We start from the raw sequence: 13,430 nt of genomic DNA, 5'->3' as shown, positions 1-13,430 counted from the left end.
ACGTCAGAAGAGAACATGCTGCGCCCCTGAAAGCCCGGAGGGCCAAAGGCAAATGGCAGCGTCTGAGTTGAAAAAAGCGTGATCGGCGAAGGTTTCCATCGCCGATCCGACCCTCGGCATCTGGCCGTCGGCTGGCATTTTAGCCACAGTTTGTAACCAAGGGTTAACTCAAATTTGTGAAAAGCTGCGCTACTTCTGTAGAAAATTGCCGGTATCGGGTGAGGTTTTGATGCAGCGCAACAAAACCCTCTGCAGCCCTCTGGCCTGCCCCTGAGGGCTGTGTCGAACAGGTGGCTGCGCTATGCTGCGCGCCGCCCACTTCCCTTCCGCCCCGCAAGGACAGCGCCATTGATCGCCCCCACTGTTTTGCCAACCCTGGTCCTGCTGCCGGGGATGGATGGCACCGGCACCCTGTTCGAACCGCTGCGCCTGGCCCTGGACCCGAGCCTGCCCGTGCAGGTGCTGGATTACCCCGCCGATCAGGTGCTGGACTACGCCGCCCTGGTGCAACGGGTATGGCAACAACTGCCGACGGACCGCCCGTTCGTATTGCTGGGCGAGTCGTTTTCCGGCCCGGTGGCGGTGAGCATTGCCGCCCGGCGTCCGGCGCGATTGCAGGGGCTGGTGCTGTGCTGCAGTTTCGTGCGCAACCCACGGCCGGCACTGGCGCCCCTGGCGCCGCTGTTCGGGCTGTTGCCCATGGGGCGCTTGCCCTTCTGGCCGATGGACGCCCTGCTGCTCGGCGGTTTTTCCACGCCATCGCTGCGCCAGGCGCTGGGGGCCGCCATTGCCCAGGTGGCGCCACCCGTATTGCAGGCCCGGCTGCAAGAGGTGATCGCGGTGGACGCGAGCCGGGCCCTGAGCGAAACCTCGGTGCCTGTGTTGTACCTGCGGGCCTCCCGCGATCGGCTGGTGCCCGCCTCGGCGGCGGCCCTGGTCAGGCAGTTGCGCCCGGATGCGCGCCTGGTGGAGATCGACGGCCCACACTGCCTGCTCCAGGCCTCGCCGCGAGAGGCCGCCGCGCAGTTGCAAGCCTTTATCCAAGCGCTGATTCCTGCCCGCACCGGAGCCGGTGACCACTGAACATCGCACCACCTGGCTAAATTCCCTACCCGAGCGTCATACAACTGCTCGTTTACATATGCGACAATGCGCACAAATTCCAACACGCACCCCGCACTTTTTGCTCAGCAACCCGGCCCTGGCGCCGGAATGTTGCGCTCGACGTACGCCCGCTGGCTCAGCTCCACACTCAGACCGGCCCGACCTGGAAGGCTCCAGATCGCGCTTTGTGGATTCAAGGTCGGCGCTAAATCATTGGTAGGTAAGTAATTGATCTCCACAGCTAACATCACCATGCAGTTCGGCGCCAAGCCACTGTTCGAGAACGTTTCGGTCAAGTTCAACGGTGGCAACCGTTACGGTCTGATCGGCGCCAACGGTTGCGGCAAGTCGACCTTCATGAAAATCCTCGGTGGCGACCTCGAGCCGTCCGGCGGCCAGGTCATGCTGGAGCCCAACGTGCGCCTGGGTAAACTGCGCCAGGACCAGTTCGCCTACGAAGAATTCACCGTGATCGACACCGTGATCATGGGTCACGAAGAGCTGTGGAAGGTCAAGGCCGAGCGCGATCGCATCTACTCGCTGCCGGAAATGACCGAAGAAGACGGCATGGCCGTGGCCGAGCTGGAAACCGAATTCGCCGAGATGGACGGCTACACCGCTGAGTCCCGCGCCGGTGAACTGCTGCTGGGCCTGGGCATTCCCCTGGAACAGCATTTCGGCCCGATGACCGAAGTCGCTCCAGGCTGGAAACTGCGGGTGCTGCTGGCCCAGGCGCTGTTCTCCGATCCGGAAGTGCTGCTGCTGGACGAACCGACCAACCACCTGGACATCAACACCATCCGCTGGCTGGAAAACATTCTCACGGCGCGTAACAGCACCATGATCATCATTTCCCACGACCGGCACTTCCTTAACAGTGTCTGCACCCACATGGCCGACCTGGACTACGGCGAGCTGCGCCTGTTCCCGGGCAACTACGACGAGTACATGATCGCCGCGACCCAGTCCCGCGAGCAGTTGCTGTCGGACAACGCCAAGAAGAAAGCCCAGATCGCCGAACTGCAGACCTTCGTCAGCCGCTTCTCGGCCAACGCCTCGAAAGCCAAGCAGGCCACGTCCCGGGCCAAGCAGATCGACAAGATCCAGCTGGCCGAAGTCAAGCCGTCGAGCCGGGTCAGCCCGTTCATCCGCTTCGAACAGACCAAGAAGCTGCACCGCCAGGCGGTGACCCTGGAGCGCATGTCCAAGGGCTTCGATGGCAAGACCCTGTTCCAGAACTTCAGCTTCACCGTCGAAGCCGGCGAGCGTGTGGCGATCATCGGCCCCAACGGTATCGGCAAGACCACCCTGCTGCGCACCCTGGTGGGCGAGCTGACCCCGGACGCCGGTTCGGTGAAATGGACCGAAAGCGCGGAAATCGGCTACTACGCCCAGGACCACGCCCATGACTTCGAAGACGATGTCAGCCTGTTCGACTGGATGGGCCAATGGACCCAGGGCGAGCAGATGATCCGCGGCACCCTCGGCCGGATGCTGTTCTCCAACGACGAGATCCTCAAGTCGGTGAAGGTGATTTCCGGTGGTGAGCAAGGCCGCATGCTGTTCGGCAAGCTGATCCTGCAAAAGCCCAACGTGCTGGTGATGGACGAACCGACCAACCACCTGGACATGGAATCCATCGAGGCCTTGAACCTGGCCCTGGAAAACTACCCGGGCACCCTGATCTTCGTCAGCCACGACCGTGAATTCGTCTCGTCCCTGGCCACTCGCATCATCGAGTTGAGCCCAAGCGGCGTGACCGACTTCAGCGGCACCTACGACGACTACCTGCGCAGCCAGGGCGTGATGTTCTAAAGCAGCAGCCAGTTTCAAGCCACTAGCGTCAAGAAAAGCCCCGTCCGTTGTGACGGGGCTTTTTCGTATGCACCACCCCCTCTCGTAGGAGCCGGCTTGCCGGCGAAAAGGCCCTTGAGTCGGCATTACCCCTGAGAACGCCTTCGCTGGCAAGCCAGCTCCTACGGGGCGGAGGGGCAAGATAGTTAGCCTGCTTCCTTTTATCATCGCGGCACGCGATGATGCGGCTCTCTAACCGCCGCCCGCGAACGAGCCTTCATGCCCGAGCCACAGACCTCCGCTCAAAGCTCCATGGCGATCACCCTGCAGATCGTCTCCATCGTCTTCTATACCTTTATCGCCTTCCTCTGCATCGGCCTGCCAATCGCCGTGCTGCCGGGCTACGTCCATGAACAGCTGGGCTTCAGCGCGGTGATTGCCGGGCTGACCATCGGCGCGCAATACCTGGCCACCCTGCTCAGCCGGCCCATGGCCGGGCGCATGTCGGACACCGTGGGCACCAAGCGCTCGATCATCTACGGCTTGCTGGGGATTCTCCTCAGCGGGCTTTTGACCCTGATTTCAGTGTGGCTGGAACACTGGCCACTGCTGAGCCTTGCCGTGCTGTTGGGCGCACGCCTGCTGCTGGGCGTGGCCCAAGGCTTGATCGGGGTCGGCACCATCAGCTGGTGCATGGGCCAGGTGGGCGCGGAACACACGGCACGCTCGATTTCCTGGAACGGCATTGCCTCCTACGGCGCCATTGCCATCGGCGCGCCGCTGGGGGTGGTGATGGTTGAGCAATACGGTTTCACCAGCCTGGGCATCGCCCTGTCGGTTCTGGCAGTGCTGGCCCTGCTGCTGATTCGCAACAAACCCTCGGTGCCGGTGATTCGCGGCGAGCGCCTGCCGTTCTGGGCGGTCTTCGGGCGCATTGCCCCCTTCGGCGCCAGCCTCAGCCTGGCCTCCATCGGCTATGGCACCCTGACCACCTTCATTACCTTGTTCTACCTGAGCCGCGGCTGGACCGGCGCCGCCTATTGCCTGACGGTGTTCGGGGTGTGCTTCATCTGCTCGCGGTTGCTGTTCATCTCCAGCATCAGCCGCTTTGGCGGCTTTCGCTCGGCCATTGCCTGCATGTGCGTCGAGACCCTGGGGCTGACCCTGCTCTGGCTGGCGCCGTCCACGGCCTGGGCGCTGATCGGCGCCGGGCTCACCGGCTTCGGCTTGTCGCTGGTGTACCCGGCGCTGGGGGTGGAAGCCATCAAGCAGGTGCCCAACAGCAGCCGTGGTGCCGGTTTGAGTGCCTATGCGGTGTTTTTCGATCTGGCCCTGGCCATCGCCGGCCCCTTGATGGGCGCGGTGGCCCTGAACCTGGGGTATTCGTGGATTTTCTTCTGCGCCGCCCTGCTCTCGATCACCGGCCTGGGACTGACGCTGCTGCTCAAGCGCCGGGCCGGCGCCTGAGTTACTGGTCGGCGGTCTGCATCCCGGCCCGGCTTGGGCGACCCAGGGTATGGGCGAAAAAGCGACCGGCTTCGGCAATCAGGTTGCGGTGAATGTCTTCGCGATCAACACCGTCGGCGTCGGTGCACAGGGCCGGCATGGCCGCCAACTGCTCGGCGGTGCACGGCGCCATGAACACGAAGTGCCCGGCGCCGGCCAGCAGCTTGAAGTCCGGAGCCACCGGCAGCTTGCGTGCCAGGGCCGCGGCGTTCTTGTCCAGGGCCACCAGCTGGTCGCCATCGCCGCTGTAGAGCAGTACGGGCACGTGCACCCCGGCCAGGGTATGGCGGCCGAATTTCAGGCTCAGGGGCGCCATCAGCATCAGCGCATGCACCCGCGGATCGGCCACGGGCTGCAGGTCGTCACGGTCGACGATCAGCTCGCCCCGGGTGTTGCAGGCATCCCGGTCATCGGGGCGCTCCTGGCAATAGCGCCGCAGGCGATCCAGGTCGGGCGTGGCGCCGGAAAGAATCAGGGCCGTCTCGCCGCCGGCGGAATAGCCAATCACCCCGACCTGGTCGGCATTGACGAAGGGCGACAGCATCGGATCGCCCAGGGTCGCGGTAATGGCTTCGGAAATCTGGATCGGCCGTCCATAGAGATTGCTCAAGGTGCCCAGGCGGCTGTGGTCCTTGGAGTTGTCACCGGGATGAATCACCGCCACCACCACGAACCCCTTGCGCGCCAGGGAGGTGGCCAGGTCGTGCAGGGCCAGGGGCGTACCGGTATTGCCGTGGGACAGCATCAGCATCGGAAAGCGGCCAATGGCGATCTTGGCATCCCGCGAGGCGTCGATTGTGTAGCCCTCGAGCACACTGGCATGCTCGATGCCGGTGGACGGATAAAAGGCGATGGCGCGCATCGGCTGCAGGTCCAGGGGATCGAGAAAGCTCATCTCATGGAAACCCACGCTCCAGTGTGGATGTGGCCCGGGGGCGGCTTGCACCGTCATCAGGCTGCTGAGCAGGCAGATCAGTAACACTGCACCAAGACGTTTCATGACACGCCCACCTTTGCCGCTGGATCGAGAAAGCCCCCTGCCCCTGCCATCCCTTGCCGCCAAGGCCTTGTAGCGAGATCGGCCCAGCCCCTGGGATGCACAGCGCGCAAGCACCACTGCGCTCATCGGTAAACGTGCATAACCTGGGCCAGAAATACTGAAAACCGCCAATAAAAAAACTCCGCATCCTGATCACTTCAAGCAGTGATCAGAATACAGAGTCTAGTGCTGCCTGCCGTACAGGAAAGCGTCTTTACACAAGCCTTACGCCGCGGCGAAGAGTTGCTCGCTGATTTGCGCCTGGGCATCGCTCAGGGCTTTGCTGCGCACTTCTTCACCGTAAGCCAGGCCGTGGGCACGAACGAACTCGATGTCGGTGATACCGAGGAAACCGAACAGCACCTTGAGGTAATCCTCGTGGGCAGCCCCAGTGGCCTGGCCCACATGCAAGCCGCCGGAGGTGGAAACCACTATCACTTTCTTGCCTGCGCACAGGCCTTGCGGGCCGGCTTCGGTGTAGCGGAAAGTCTGGCCGGCCACGGCAATGCGGTCGATCCAGGCCTTGAGCTGGGTCGGAATGGTGAAGTTGTACATCGGCGCGGCAATCACCACCGCATCGGCGGCCTGGAATTCGGCCAGGGCCTGGGCGCTGAGCTCGGCCTCATGCTGCTGTGCGGCGTCCCGCAGTTCAGCGGCGGTGCCGGCGGCCACCAGGGTGGCTGCGGAGAAGTGGCTGATGGCATCCCCGGCCAGGTCGCGGTAGGTCACGGTTACCTCAGGCTGGGCGGCTTTCCAGGCCTGGACCACGCTTTGGCTCAGCTGACGGGAGGCCGAGTTGTCACCAAGGATGCTGGAATCGATATGCAAGAGTTTCATCTGGGATCTCCAAGTGAGGACCGCCACTGGGCGATCGGATGTGCGCAATCCTACAGATGAATTCAATAGCTGATTAGACGGCATAAATGCGATAGTTCGTCCCATCAGCAGGACAATCGAGCCCTCCTCTCATGCAAGACCTCAACGATCTGTATTACTTCGCCAAGGTGGTGGAAGCCGGTGGCTTCGCCGCCGCCGGGCGTTTGCTGGGCATTCCCAAGTCGCGGCTGTCGCGGCGCATCGCCGAACTGGAAGAGCGACTCAAGGCCCGCTTGCTGCAACGCACCACCCGCCAGCTCAAGCTCACTGCCGTGGGCGAGCGTTACTTGCGCCATTGCCAGGCGATGTTGCTGGAAGCGGAAATGGCCGATGAAGCCGTGGCCAGCATGGCCAGCGAACCCAGGGGACGCCTGCGGGTGTCGAGCCCGGTGGGGTTGGCCCATGAGTTGCTGACACCGCTGGTCAGCAGCTACCTGCAGAAATACCCCCAGGTGCAACTGGAAATGCTCTTGCTCAACCGCCGCGTCGACCTGGTGACCGAAGGCATCGACGTGGCCCTGCGGGTGCGTGAACACGGCGATGAAGATCCGCTGCTGGTGACCCGCCGCCTGCGCCCGGCGCAAACCGCAATCGTCGCCAGTCCCGACTTTGTGAAGGAGCACCCGGTGCTGCATCCGGAAGACCTGCGGCAGCTGCCCATCCTCGGCGCCCTGGAGGCCGATCGGCTGGTGCACCTGCGCCTGCTGGACCAGCAAGGCCTGGCCTGCGACCTGGCCCTGGAAGCGCGCCTGGGCATCGACGACTTCATCGTGCGGCGCGCCTGTGCCCTCGCCGGCCTGGGCTGCACTGTCCTGCCGATGCTGTATTGCGAGGCTGAACTGGCCAGCGGCCAACTGGTGCAGATGCTGCCGCAATGGTCATTGCCCGGCGGCTGGCTGCAAGCGGTGTATCCTCACCGCCGCGGTGTGTTGCCGGCGGTGCGGGCCTGGATCGAGCACCTGAGCGAATCCTTCGAAGGCTGTGGAGAAAGACTGCTGTGAAAGACGCAATCCTCAATGAACAACAAGTGGCGCAGTTCTGCCTGGACCTGCCCGGGGCGCGCGAGGACTACAAATGGGGCGGTGTGCGCGTGTTCTCGATCGCCGGCAGCAAGATGTTCGCCCTGCAGAACCTGCGGGGCAGCTCCCTGGCCTTCAAGGTCGACCAGGAGCTGTTTCTCGGCCATGTCGACCGTCCGGGCATTGCCCCGGCGCCCTATCTGGCGCGGGCGCACTGGATCATCATGCAAACGCCCTACCCGCTGGGTGCCGAGGAACTCCGGGCACTGCTGCAACGCTCCCATCAACTGGTGGTGGGCAAGTTGCCCAAGCGGGCGCAGGTCGGGCTGCTGCTCTAGAACAGGCTCAGCAGGCTGTTTTCCAGGAACAGCCGGTCAATCCAGTAGACCTGATGCAAGGCCACGATCAGCCAGAACAAGGTCTGATAGGACAGTTTGCGGGTCTTGTGCCGCAACAGTTGCTGGGCCAGCAGGGCCCCGGGCCAGCCGCCGGCCAGTTCCAGGGCATGCAGCACATTCTCCGGAATCCGCCGGCCCTCGGCCCGGGCCTGACGCTTGTCGTGCCAGTAACACAGAAACGTCAGCAGACTGACCGCGCCGTAGGCCACCAGGGGCACGATCGAGATGCCGCGCCACCACAGGGACAGCGAACCGAACAACGGCAAGGCGCACAGCACGACCAGCACCAGCACCAGCAGCTTGAACCTCAGGTGGCGGATTCGCGCAGCGCTGCCCGGCTGCGGTGCGCGGCCGGCGCTCTTCACGACTTGACCGCCGTCCAGTCGACCCAACCGAACTGCCAGGTCGCCAGGATCAGCAGGCCGAAGGCGATGCGGTACCAGGCAAACGCCGCATAGCTGTGGCTGGCAATGAACTTCAGCAGCCCCTTGACCGCGATCATGGCGAAGATGAAGGCCGTGACGAAGCCGATGGCGAACACCGGAAAATCGTCAGGCTGGAACAGGTGCCGGTACTTGTAGCCGGAATACACCGCGGCCCCGACCATGGTGGGCATGGCCAGGAAGAACGAAAACTCGGTGGCGGTCTTGCGCGACAGGCCGAACAGCAGCCCGCCGATGATGGTCGAGCCGGAGCGCGAAGTCCCGGGGATCATCGCCAGGCACTGGGCACAACCGACTTTCAGTGCGTCCTTCCAGGTGATCTCGTCCACGCTTTCGGCGTGCACCCGGTGCTGGCGCCGCTCGGCCCAGAGCATGATCACCCCGCCGATCACCAGGGCCGTGGCCACGGTGATGGGATTGAACAGATAGGCGTGGATCAGGTCGGCGAAGATCACCCCCAGCACCACCGCCGGCAGAAAGGCGATCAGCAGGTTGACCGTGAAGCGCTGGGCCTTGGGCTGGTTCGGCAGACCGATCACCACCTCCAGGATCTTGCGCCGAAACTCCCAGACCACGGCCAGGATCGCCCCCAGCTGAATGATGATGTTGAAGGCCATCGCCCGCTCGCCACCGAAGTCGAGCAGGTCAGCGACGATAATCTGGTGTCCGGTACTGCTGATGGGCAAAAACTCGGTCAGGCCTTCGACAATCCCGAGTATCAATGCCTGTGCGGCGCTCCAAAGATCCATTAATCCCCCATAAGGCGATGCTCGTGGCATGCCTCTTTTTTAAGTAGTCGACTCAGTCACTGCGCTGGGCGCAGGTGAAATTTTCCGGCCGTAAGTTCAACACAAGCCCATGAAAATTCTGTGAAAAGGGCAGAAAGGTTCAGGTTTTGCGCGAAGGCGCCGAAATCCTAACAGACAGGCGCAAAATACACCGCGATGTTATTGGACTTCCGTAGGGTAGGCGCTCGAAGGCAGGCGTGCTTGGATGCACACGGCCTTTTATGACAAGTACAAAAACCAGGAGTGACCGGATGATGAATAGCTTGCGCAAGATGTCCATCAGTCAGCGTTTGTGGCTGATCCTGATCGTGGCAGTGCTGACCCTGGTGACTCTGGGCGTGATGATGCTTGGACAGATTCACGGTGACCTGTACCAAGCCAAGGCGCAGAAAACCCAGCATGTGGTGCAGACCGCCGCCGGTGTGCTCACTTACTACCAGGGCCTGGAAGCCGCCGGCAGCCTGAGCCGCGAACAGGCGCAGCAACAGGCGCTGCAAGCCATCCGCGGGTTGCGCTACAACCAGAATGACTACTTCTGGATCAACGACCTGAGGCCGGTGATGATCATGCACCCGGCCAACCCCAAGCTCGACGGACAGAACCTGGCGGCGGTCAAGGATCCGGACGGCTTCGAGGTGTTCAATGAAATGGTCGCCCTGGCCAAGTCCAAGGGCGCCGGCATGGTGGATTACCGCTGGCCCAAGCCCGGGGCCGAGCAGCCGGTACAGAAGACCTCCTATATACAGCTGTTCCAGCCCTGGGGCTGGATCATCGGTTCCGGGGTCTACATCGATGACCTGCAACAGGAGTTCTATGCCCAGGTCCTGCAGGCCTCCTCCATCGGCCTGGTGATCGCCCTGCTGATGACCGTGCTGGTGGTGCTGATCGTGCGCAGCATCGTCAACCCGCTGCGCGAGACGGTGCACGCCATGGCCAACATCGCCAGCGGTGAAAGCGACCTGACCCGGCGCCTGGATACCCATGGCCAGGACGAAGTCACCGAGCTGGCCCGGCATTTCAATGGCTTCACCGCCAAGTTGCGCGGGGTGGTCACCCAGTTGCAGTCCAGCGCTGCCGCACTGGAGCAGTCATCCAGCGAGCTGGGCAGCAACGCCAGCGAAGCCCAGGAACGCAGTCAGCAACAGTCCCAGCAGATGGAACAGGTGGCTGCGGCCATCAGTCAGGTCACCAGCGGCGTGCAGGATGTGGCCAGGAATGCCGAACACGCGGCCAGCGAAGTGCGCGAAGCCGAAGCCCAGGCCCAGCAGGGCCAGCTCAACATCGACGGCAGTCTGCAGCAGATCGACCAGTTGTCCGCGACCATCGACCAGGCCGTGGAAGTGATCCGCACCCTGGCGACGGAAAGCACCCAGATCGGCAGCGTGCTGGAGGTGATCCGCGCCATTGCCGAGCAGACCAACCTGCTGGCCCTGAACGCCGCCATCGAGGCCGCCCGGGCCGGGGAACAGGGCCGGGGGTTTGCCGTGGTGGCCGATGAAGTGCGCCTGCTGGCTCAGCGTACCCAGCAGTCCACCGCGGAAATCCAGGGCATGATCGAACGCCTGCAGAGTCACTCCGAAGCCGCGGTCAAGGTCATCGGCGACAGCAGCCGGGCCTCGCAGTCGACCATCGAACAGGCCGGGCTGGCCGGCACCAGCCTCAACGCCATCGGCCAGGCCTTGCGCACCCTCAACGGCCTGAACGCCTCGATCGCCAGCGCCACCCTGCAACAGGCCCACGTGGTGGAGGACATCAACCACAACGTCGGTCAGGCCGCGGGCCTGTCCCAGGGCACCGCACTGGCCGCCCAGCACTCCAGCGCCGCCAGCCGGCACCTCAAGGAACTCTCGGAACAGCTCAACGGCCTGCTGCGCCAATTCCGCGTCTAGGCGCCACGGGCGCGCGGCTCCGGGCTAACGTCCGGGGCCGACTCTGGGTACAATCCGCCCCCTCCTCCATTTCCCAAAGGAACCGCCATGTCCGGGCTTGAACTGTTTGCCGCTGCGCTAGGCGTGATCGCCGTCTGGCTGACGGTCAGGCAGAACCCCTGGTGCTGGCCCATCGGCCTGGTCATGGTGCTGCTCTACAGCTGGATCTTCTACGAGGTCAAACTTTATTCCGACATGCTCCTGCAGGTGGTCTACGCCGTGCTGCAGCTCTATGGCTGGTGGCAATGGACCCGGGGTGGCGATCAGCATCAGGGGCGCCCGGTCAGCCAGTTGCAGACCGTCGGCCTGCTCCAGGGCCTGGCCCTGGGGGCGCTGGGCAGCCTGTTGCTGGGCGCGGCCATGGCCCATTGGACCGACGCTGCCCAGCCCTGGCTCGATGCCGCCCTGACCGCCTTCAGTCTGGTGGCGCAGTGGTGGATGGCGCAGAAACGCGTGCAATGCTGGCCTTTGTGGATCGCCGTGGACGTGATCTTCGTCGGCCTGTTCGTCTACAAGGCGCTGTACCTGACCGCCGCGCTCTACGCCCTGTTCACCCTGCTGGCGGTCCAGGGCTGGCGCACCTGGCGCGCCGACCCGGCCCTGCAATCGTGAAGGTGCTGGTCCTCACCGGCCCCGAGTCCAGCGGCAAGAGCTGGCTGGCGGCCGAGCTGCAAGCGCACTTCGGCGGCATCCAGGTGGGCGAGTACGTGCGCCACTTCATCGAGCAGGAACGCCGCGACACCTGCCTGGCGGACATCCCCGCGATCGCCCATGGCCAATTGGCCTGGGAGGATCAGGCGCGCTCGCAGCAGCCGGCCCTGCTGATCCTCGATACCCACCTGCTGAGCAACCTGCTGTGGAGCCAGGCCCTGTTCGGCGATTGCCCGGCCTGGCTGGAGCCGCAACTGCTGGCCCGCCACTACGACCTGCACCTGCTGCTATCGCCGGAGGATGTGGACTGGAGCGATGACGGTCAGCGCTGCCAGCCGCAACTGGAACAGCGCCTGGCCTTCTTTGCCGCCACCCGGCAGTGGCTGGAGCGCCATGGGCAAGCCTATCGGGTCATTCGCGGGGATTGGCAGGCGCGCCGGCAACAGGCCTTTGCCCAGGTCCGGCAACTGCTGCAGGACTGATCCTGCCGGGTGGCCCGGCACCAGAGTGTCCATTTCTGAAACACTCCCCAGCCGATCAGGCCGCCATTTCCGGGGCCTGCGTCACGCGCGGGGGAAACTGTTAAGTCACTGATACACCCCTGCAGCAACCCCTGTTGCAGAGCATTTGCAAGGCCATGGCTAGTGGCCGGTATGGCGAACTGTCTCAAGCATGAAACAGTCAGGCGGCCCATTTCCGCACTGCATTCGCAAGCCCTTGAATCTGCAAGACAAATCAAAAGCGGCACGGCTTCTGCTCTCTCCCTGTCAACGCTGACTAGGGCCAGCACTGAGAAGAAGGAATGCCGCCGTGGGGACTCTGAAGCAACGTTTCACCCGCCTACTGCTGATCGGCTGTGCCGTCAGCGCGGTGCATAGCCTTCCGGTCCTGGCAGCAGGCAATGGCCAGATCGTTCTGGAACGCCAGGTGCATCCGACCCCTGCCGGTCGTCCCCTGAATCTGGATCCCAACCCGACCACGGTCAACGCCAATCCGTCGGGGCCGGTCACCGGCACACTCAACAACGAAATGAGCGACAGCGAGTTCGCCGGCATCAACAGCGGTTCCCTGGTTCGCGGCGCCGTGATGCCCAACGGCAGCGGGGTCGCCGGCCTCAACGTGGTGACCAATCCCAACGGCCTGCCCGGCATGAGCGCTGGCCACGGTGGCGGCTCCGGGTCGTCGATCTCCGGGTCGATCAACCGCTCCATCAGCTCCGGCATGGCGCCGTTGAGCAACATCGGAGGCCGCTGAGATGAAGCGCTCACTGCTGTTTATCGCCCTGCTGGCCTGTACTTCAGCCATGGCCGACAGCGCCACCCAGGTCCAGGACACCGCGACCCTGAACAATTCCGGCTCGGGTTACACCGGCAACCTGAACATCAACCAGGCCGCCGGCGACCAGCAACAGCAGACCAACGTGCGGGCCATCGCCATCGGCACCAATGCCAAGGCCAGCACCAGCGTGACCCAGAAGATCACCACGCCAGCCGACCGCTCGGTCAATGCCAGCAGCACCATCGGCGGCCACTCTTTCAGCAACGGCAACGGCGCACTGGGTGTCAACCAGTCGTCCGGGGCCAATAACCAGATGGTCAATGCCTTGCGGATCAGCATCAGCGCCAATCCGCAAAGCATCGACGACAGCGCGCTCTCGCAGCAGAACGTCGCGCTGTTACCAAGCTCGGGCGCATCTGACCCTCAGCAAGGCAGCCGCCAGGTCGTTACCAGCGACCAGGCCTTCACCGGCAGCCGTGGGGTGATTCAGGTGAACCAGAGTGCCGGGGTGGGGAACCGCATGGCTAACACCCTGAGCATCCGGGTCGCCGATTGACCCGTCGTAGTGCAATTAGAAAGTACCAACACTTAACCAACTAATAAGCA

At 63.6% G+C, this 13,430-nt stretch carries 14 protein-coding genes; 10 read left to right on the top strand and 4 right to left on the bottom strand.

Going from position 1 to position 13,430, the window contains the following annotated elements:
• Positions 1-348: 348 nt before the first annotated feature.
• The 3 genes from L1O02_RS15265 (at position 349) to L1O02_RS15255 (ending at position 4,365) form a co-directional block, all read left to right on the top strand.
• Positions 349-1,083: an alpha/beta hydrolase gene (locus L1O02_RS15265; RefSeq protein WP_060839363.1), complete on the top strand. Its 735-nt coding sequence runs from the start codon at positions 349-351 to the stop codon at positions 1,081-1,083.
• A gap of 249 nt (positions 1,084-1,332) precedes the next feature.
• Positions 1,333-2,919 carry an ABC-F family ATPase gene (locus L1O02_RS15260; RefSeq protein ID WP_016965368.1) on the top strand — a complete coding sequence of 529 codons (1,587 nt, stop codon included), beginning with the start codon at positions 1,333-1,335 and terminating at the stop codon, positions 2,917-2,919.
• Positions 2,920-3,177: 258 nt separating this feature from the next.
• The gene (locus L1O02_RS15255) at positions 3,178-4,365 is read left to right on the top strand and encodes an MFS transporter (protein WP_060839364.1); all 1,188 of its coding nucleotides are present in this window, start codon (positions 3,178-3,180) and stop codon (positions 4,363-4,365) included.
• A 1-nt stretch (position 4,366) separates the two neighbouring features.
• Here L1O02_RS15255 and L1O02_RS15250 read toward each other — a convergent pair whose 3' ends face one another.
• Both L1O02_RS15250 and L1O02_RS15245 read right to left on the bottom strand, forming a co-directional pair.
• Complete coding sequence (locus L1O02_RS15250; protein WP_060843632.1) at positions 4,367-5,404, bottom strand: dienelactone hydrolase; 1,038 nt, start codon at positions 5,402-5,404, stop codon at positions 4,367-4,369.
• Between the two features lie 264 nt (positions 5,405-5,668).
• Entirely contained in the window at positions 5,669-6,280 is a 612-nt protein-coding gene (locus tag L1O02_RS15245; RefSeq protein ID WP_108543831.1) for an FMN-dependent NADH-azoreductase, read from the bottom strand.
• A gap of 131 nt (positions 6,281-6,411) precedes the next feature.
• Between L1O02_RS15245 and L1O02_RS15240 the strand changes: the two genes are divergently transcribed.
• Both L1O02_RS15240 and L1O02_RS15235 read left to right on the top strand, forming a co-directional pair.
• A complete protein-coding gene (locus tag L1O02_RS15240; RefSeq protein WP_108543833.1) occupies positions 6,412-7,320 on the top strand; it encodes a LysR substrate-binding domain-containing protein in 909 nt (302 codons plus the stop codon).
• On the top strand, positions 7,317-7,676 hold the full coding sequence (locus L1O02_RS15235) for an MmcQ/YjbR family DNA-binding protein (RefSeq protein WP_235760194.1): 360 nt from the start codon (positions 7,317-7,319) through the stop codon (positions 7,674-7,676). The genes L1O02_RS15240 and L1O02_RS15235 overlap by 4 nt, the downstream gene beginning before the upstream one ends.
• Here the strand turns inward: L1O02_RS15235 and L1O02_RS15230 are convergent.
• Positions 7,673-8,101: a DUF1294 domain-containing protein gene (locus L1O02_RS15230; RefSeq protein WP_235760193.1), complete on the bottom strand. Its 429-nt coding sequence runs from the start codon at positions 8,099-8,101 to the stop codon at positions 7,673-7,675. The genes L1O02_RS15235 and L1O02_RS15230 overlap by 4 nt on opposite strands.
• Positions 8,098-8,928 (bottom strand): undecaprenyl-diphosphate phosphatase, encoded by an 831-nt coding sequence (locus L1O02_RS15225; protein WP_060843635.1) that lies wholly within the window; start codon positions 8,926-8,928, stop codon positions 8,098-8,100. Before L1O02_RS15225 ends, L1O02_RS15230 begins: the two co-directional genes overlap by 4 nt.
• A 293-nt stretch (positions 8,929-9,221) precedes the next feature.
• Here L1O02_RS15225 and L1O02_RS15220 point away from each other — a divergent pair, with 293 nt between their 5' ends.
• The 5 genes from L1O02_RS15220 (at position 9,222) to L1O02_RS15200 (ending at position 13,380) form a co-directional block, all read left to right on the top strand.
• A complete protein-coding gene (locus L1O02_RS15220; protein WP_060841948.1) occupies positions 9,222-10,856 on the top strand; it encodes a methyl-accepting chemotaxis protein in 1,635 nt (544 codons plus the stop codon).
• Between the two features lie 87 nt (positions 10,857-10,943).
• Positions 10,944-11,507, top strand: a complete 564-nt coding sequence (gene pnuC / locus L1O02_RS15215; RefSeq protein WP_060839370.1) for a nicotinamide riboside transporter PnuC — start codon at positions 10,944-10,946, stop codon at positions 11,505-11,507.
• On the top strand, positions 11,504-12,028 hold the full coding sequence (locus L1O02_RS15210; RefSeq protein ID WP_108543835.1) for an AAA family ATPase: 525 nt from the start codon (positions 11,504-11,506) through the stop codon (positions 12,026-12,028). Before pnuC ends, L1O02_RS15210 begins: the two co-directional genes overlap by 4 nt.
• A 328-nt stretch (positions 12,029-12,356) precedes the next feature.
• Positions 12,357-12,800 carry a hypothetical protein gene (locus L1O02_RS15205; protein WP_060839372.1) on the top strand — a complete coding sequence of 148 codons (444 nt, stop codon included), beginning with the start codon at positions 12,357-12,359 and terminating at the stop codon, positions 12,798-12,800.
• 1 nt (position 12,801) lies between these two features.
• The gene (locus tag L1O02_RS15200) at positions 12,802-13,380 is read left to right on the top strand and encodes a hypothetical protein (RefSeq protein ID WP_060839373.1); all 579 of its coding nucleotides are present in this window, start codon (positions 12,802-12,804) and stop codon (positions 13,378-13,380) included.
• Positions 13,381-13,430: the final 50 nt, after the last annotated feature.

It is taken from the genome of Pseudomonas sp. BC42 (assembly GCF_021560055.1).
Lineage (GTDB): Bacteria > Pseudomonadota > Gammaproteobacteria > Pseudomonadales > Pseudomonadaceae > Aquipseudomonas.
Note: the sequence above shows the minus strand (reverse complement) of the source record. Positions and strands in the feature narration are given on the sequence as shown.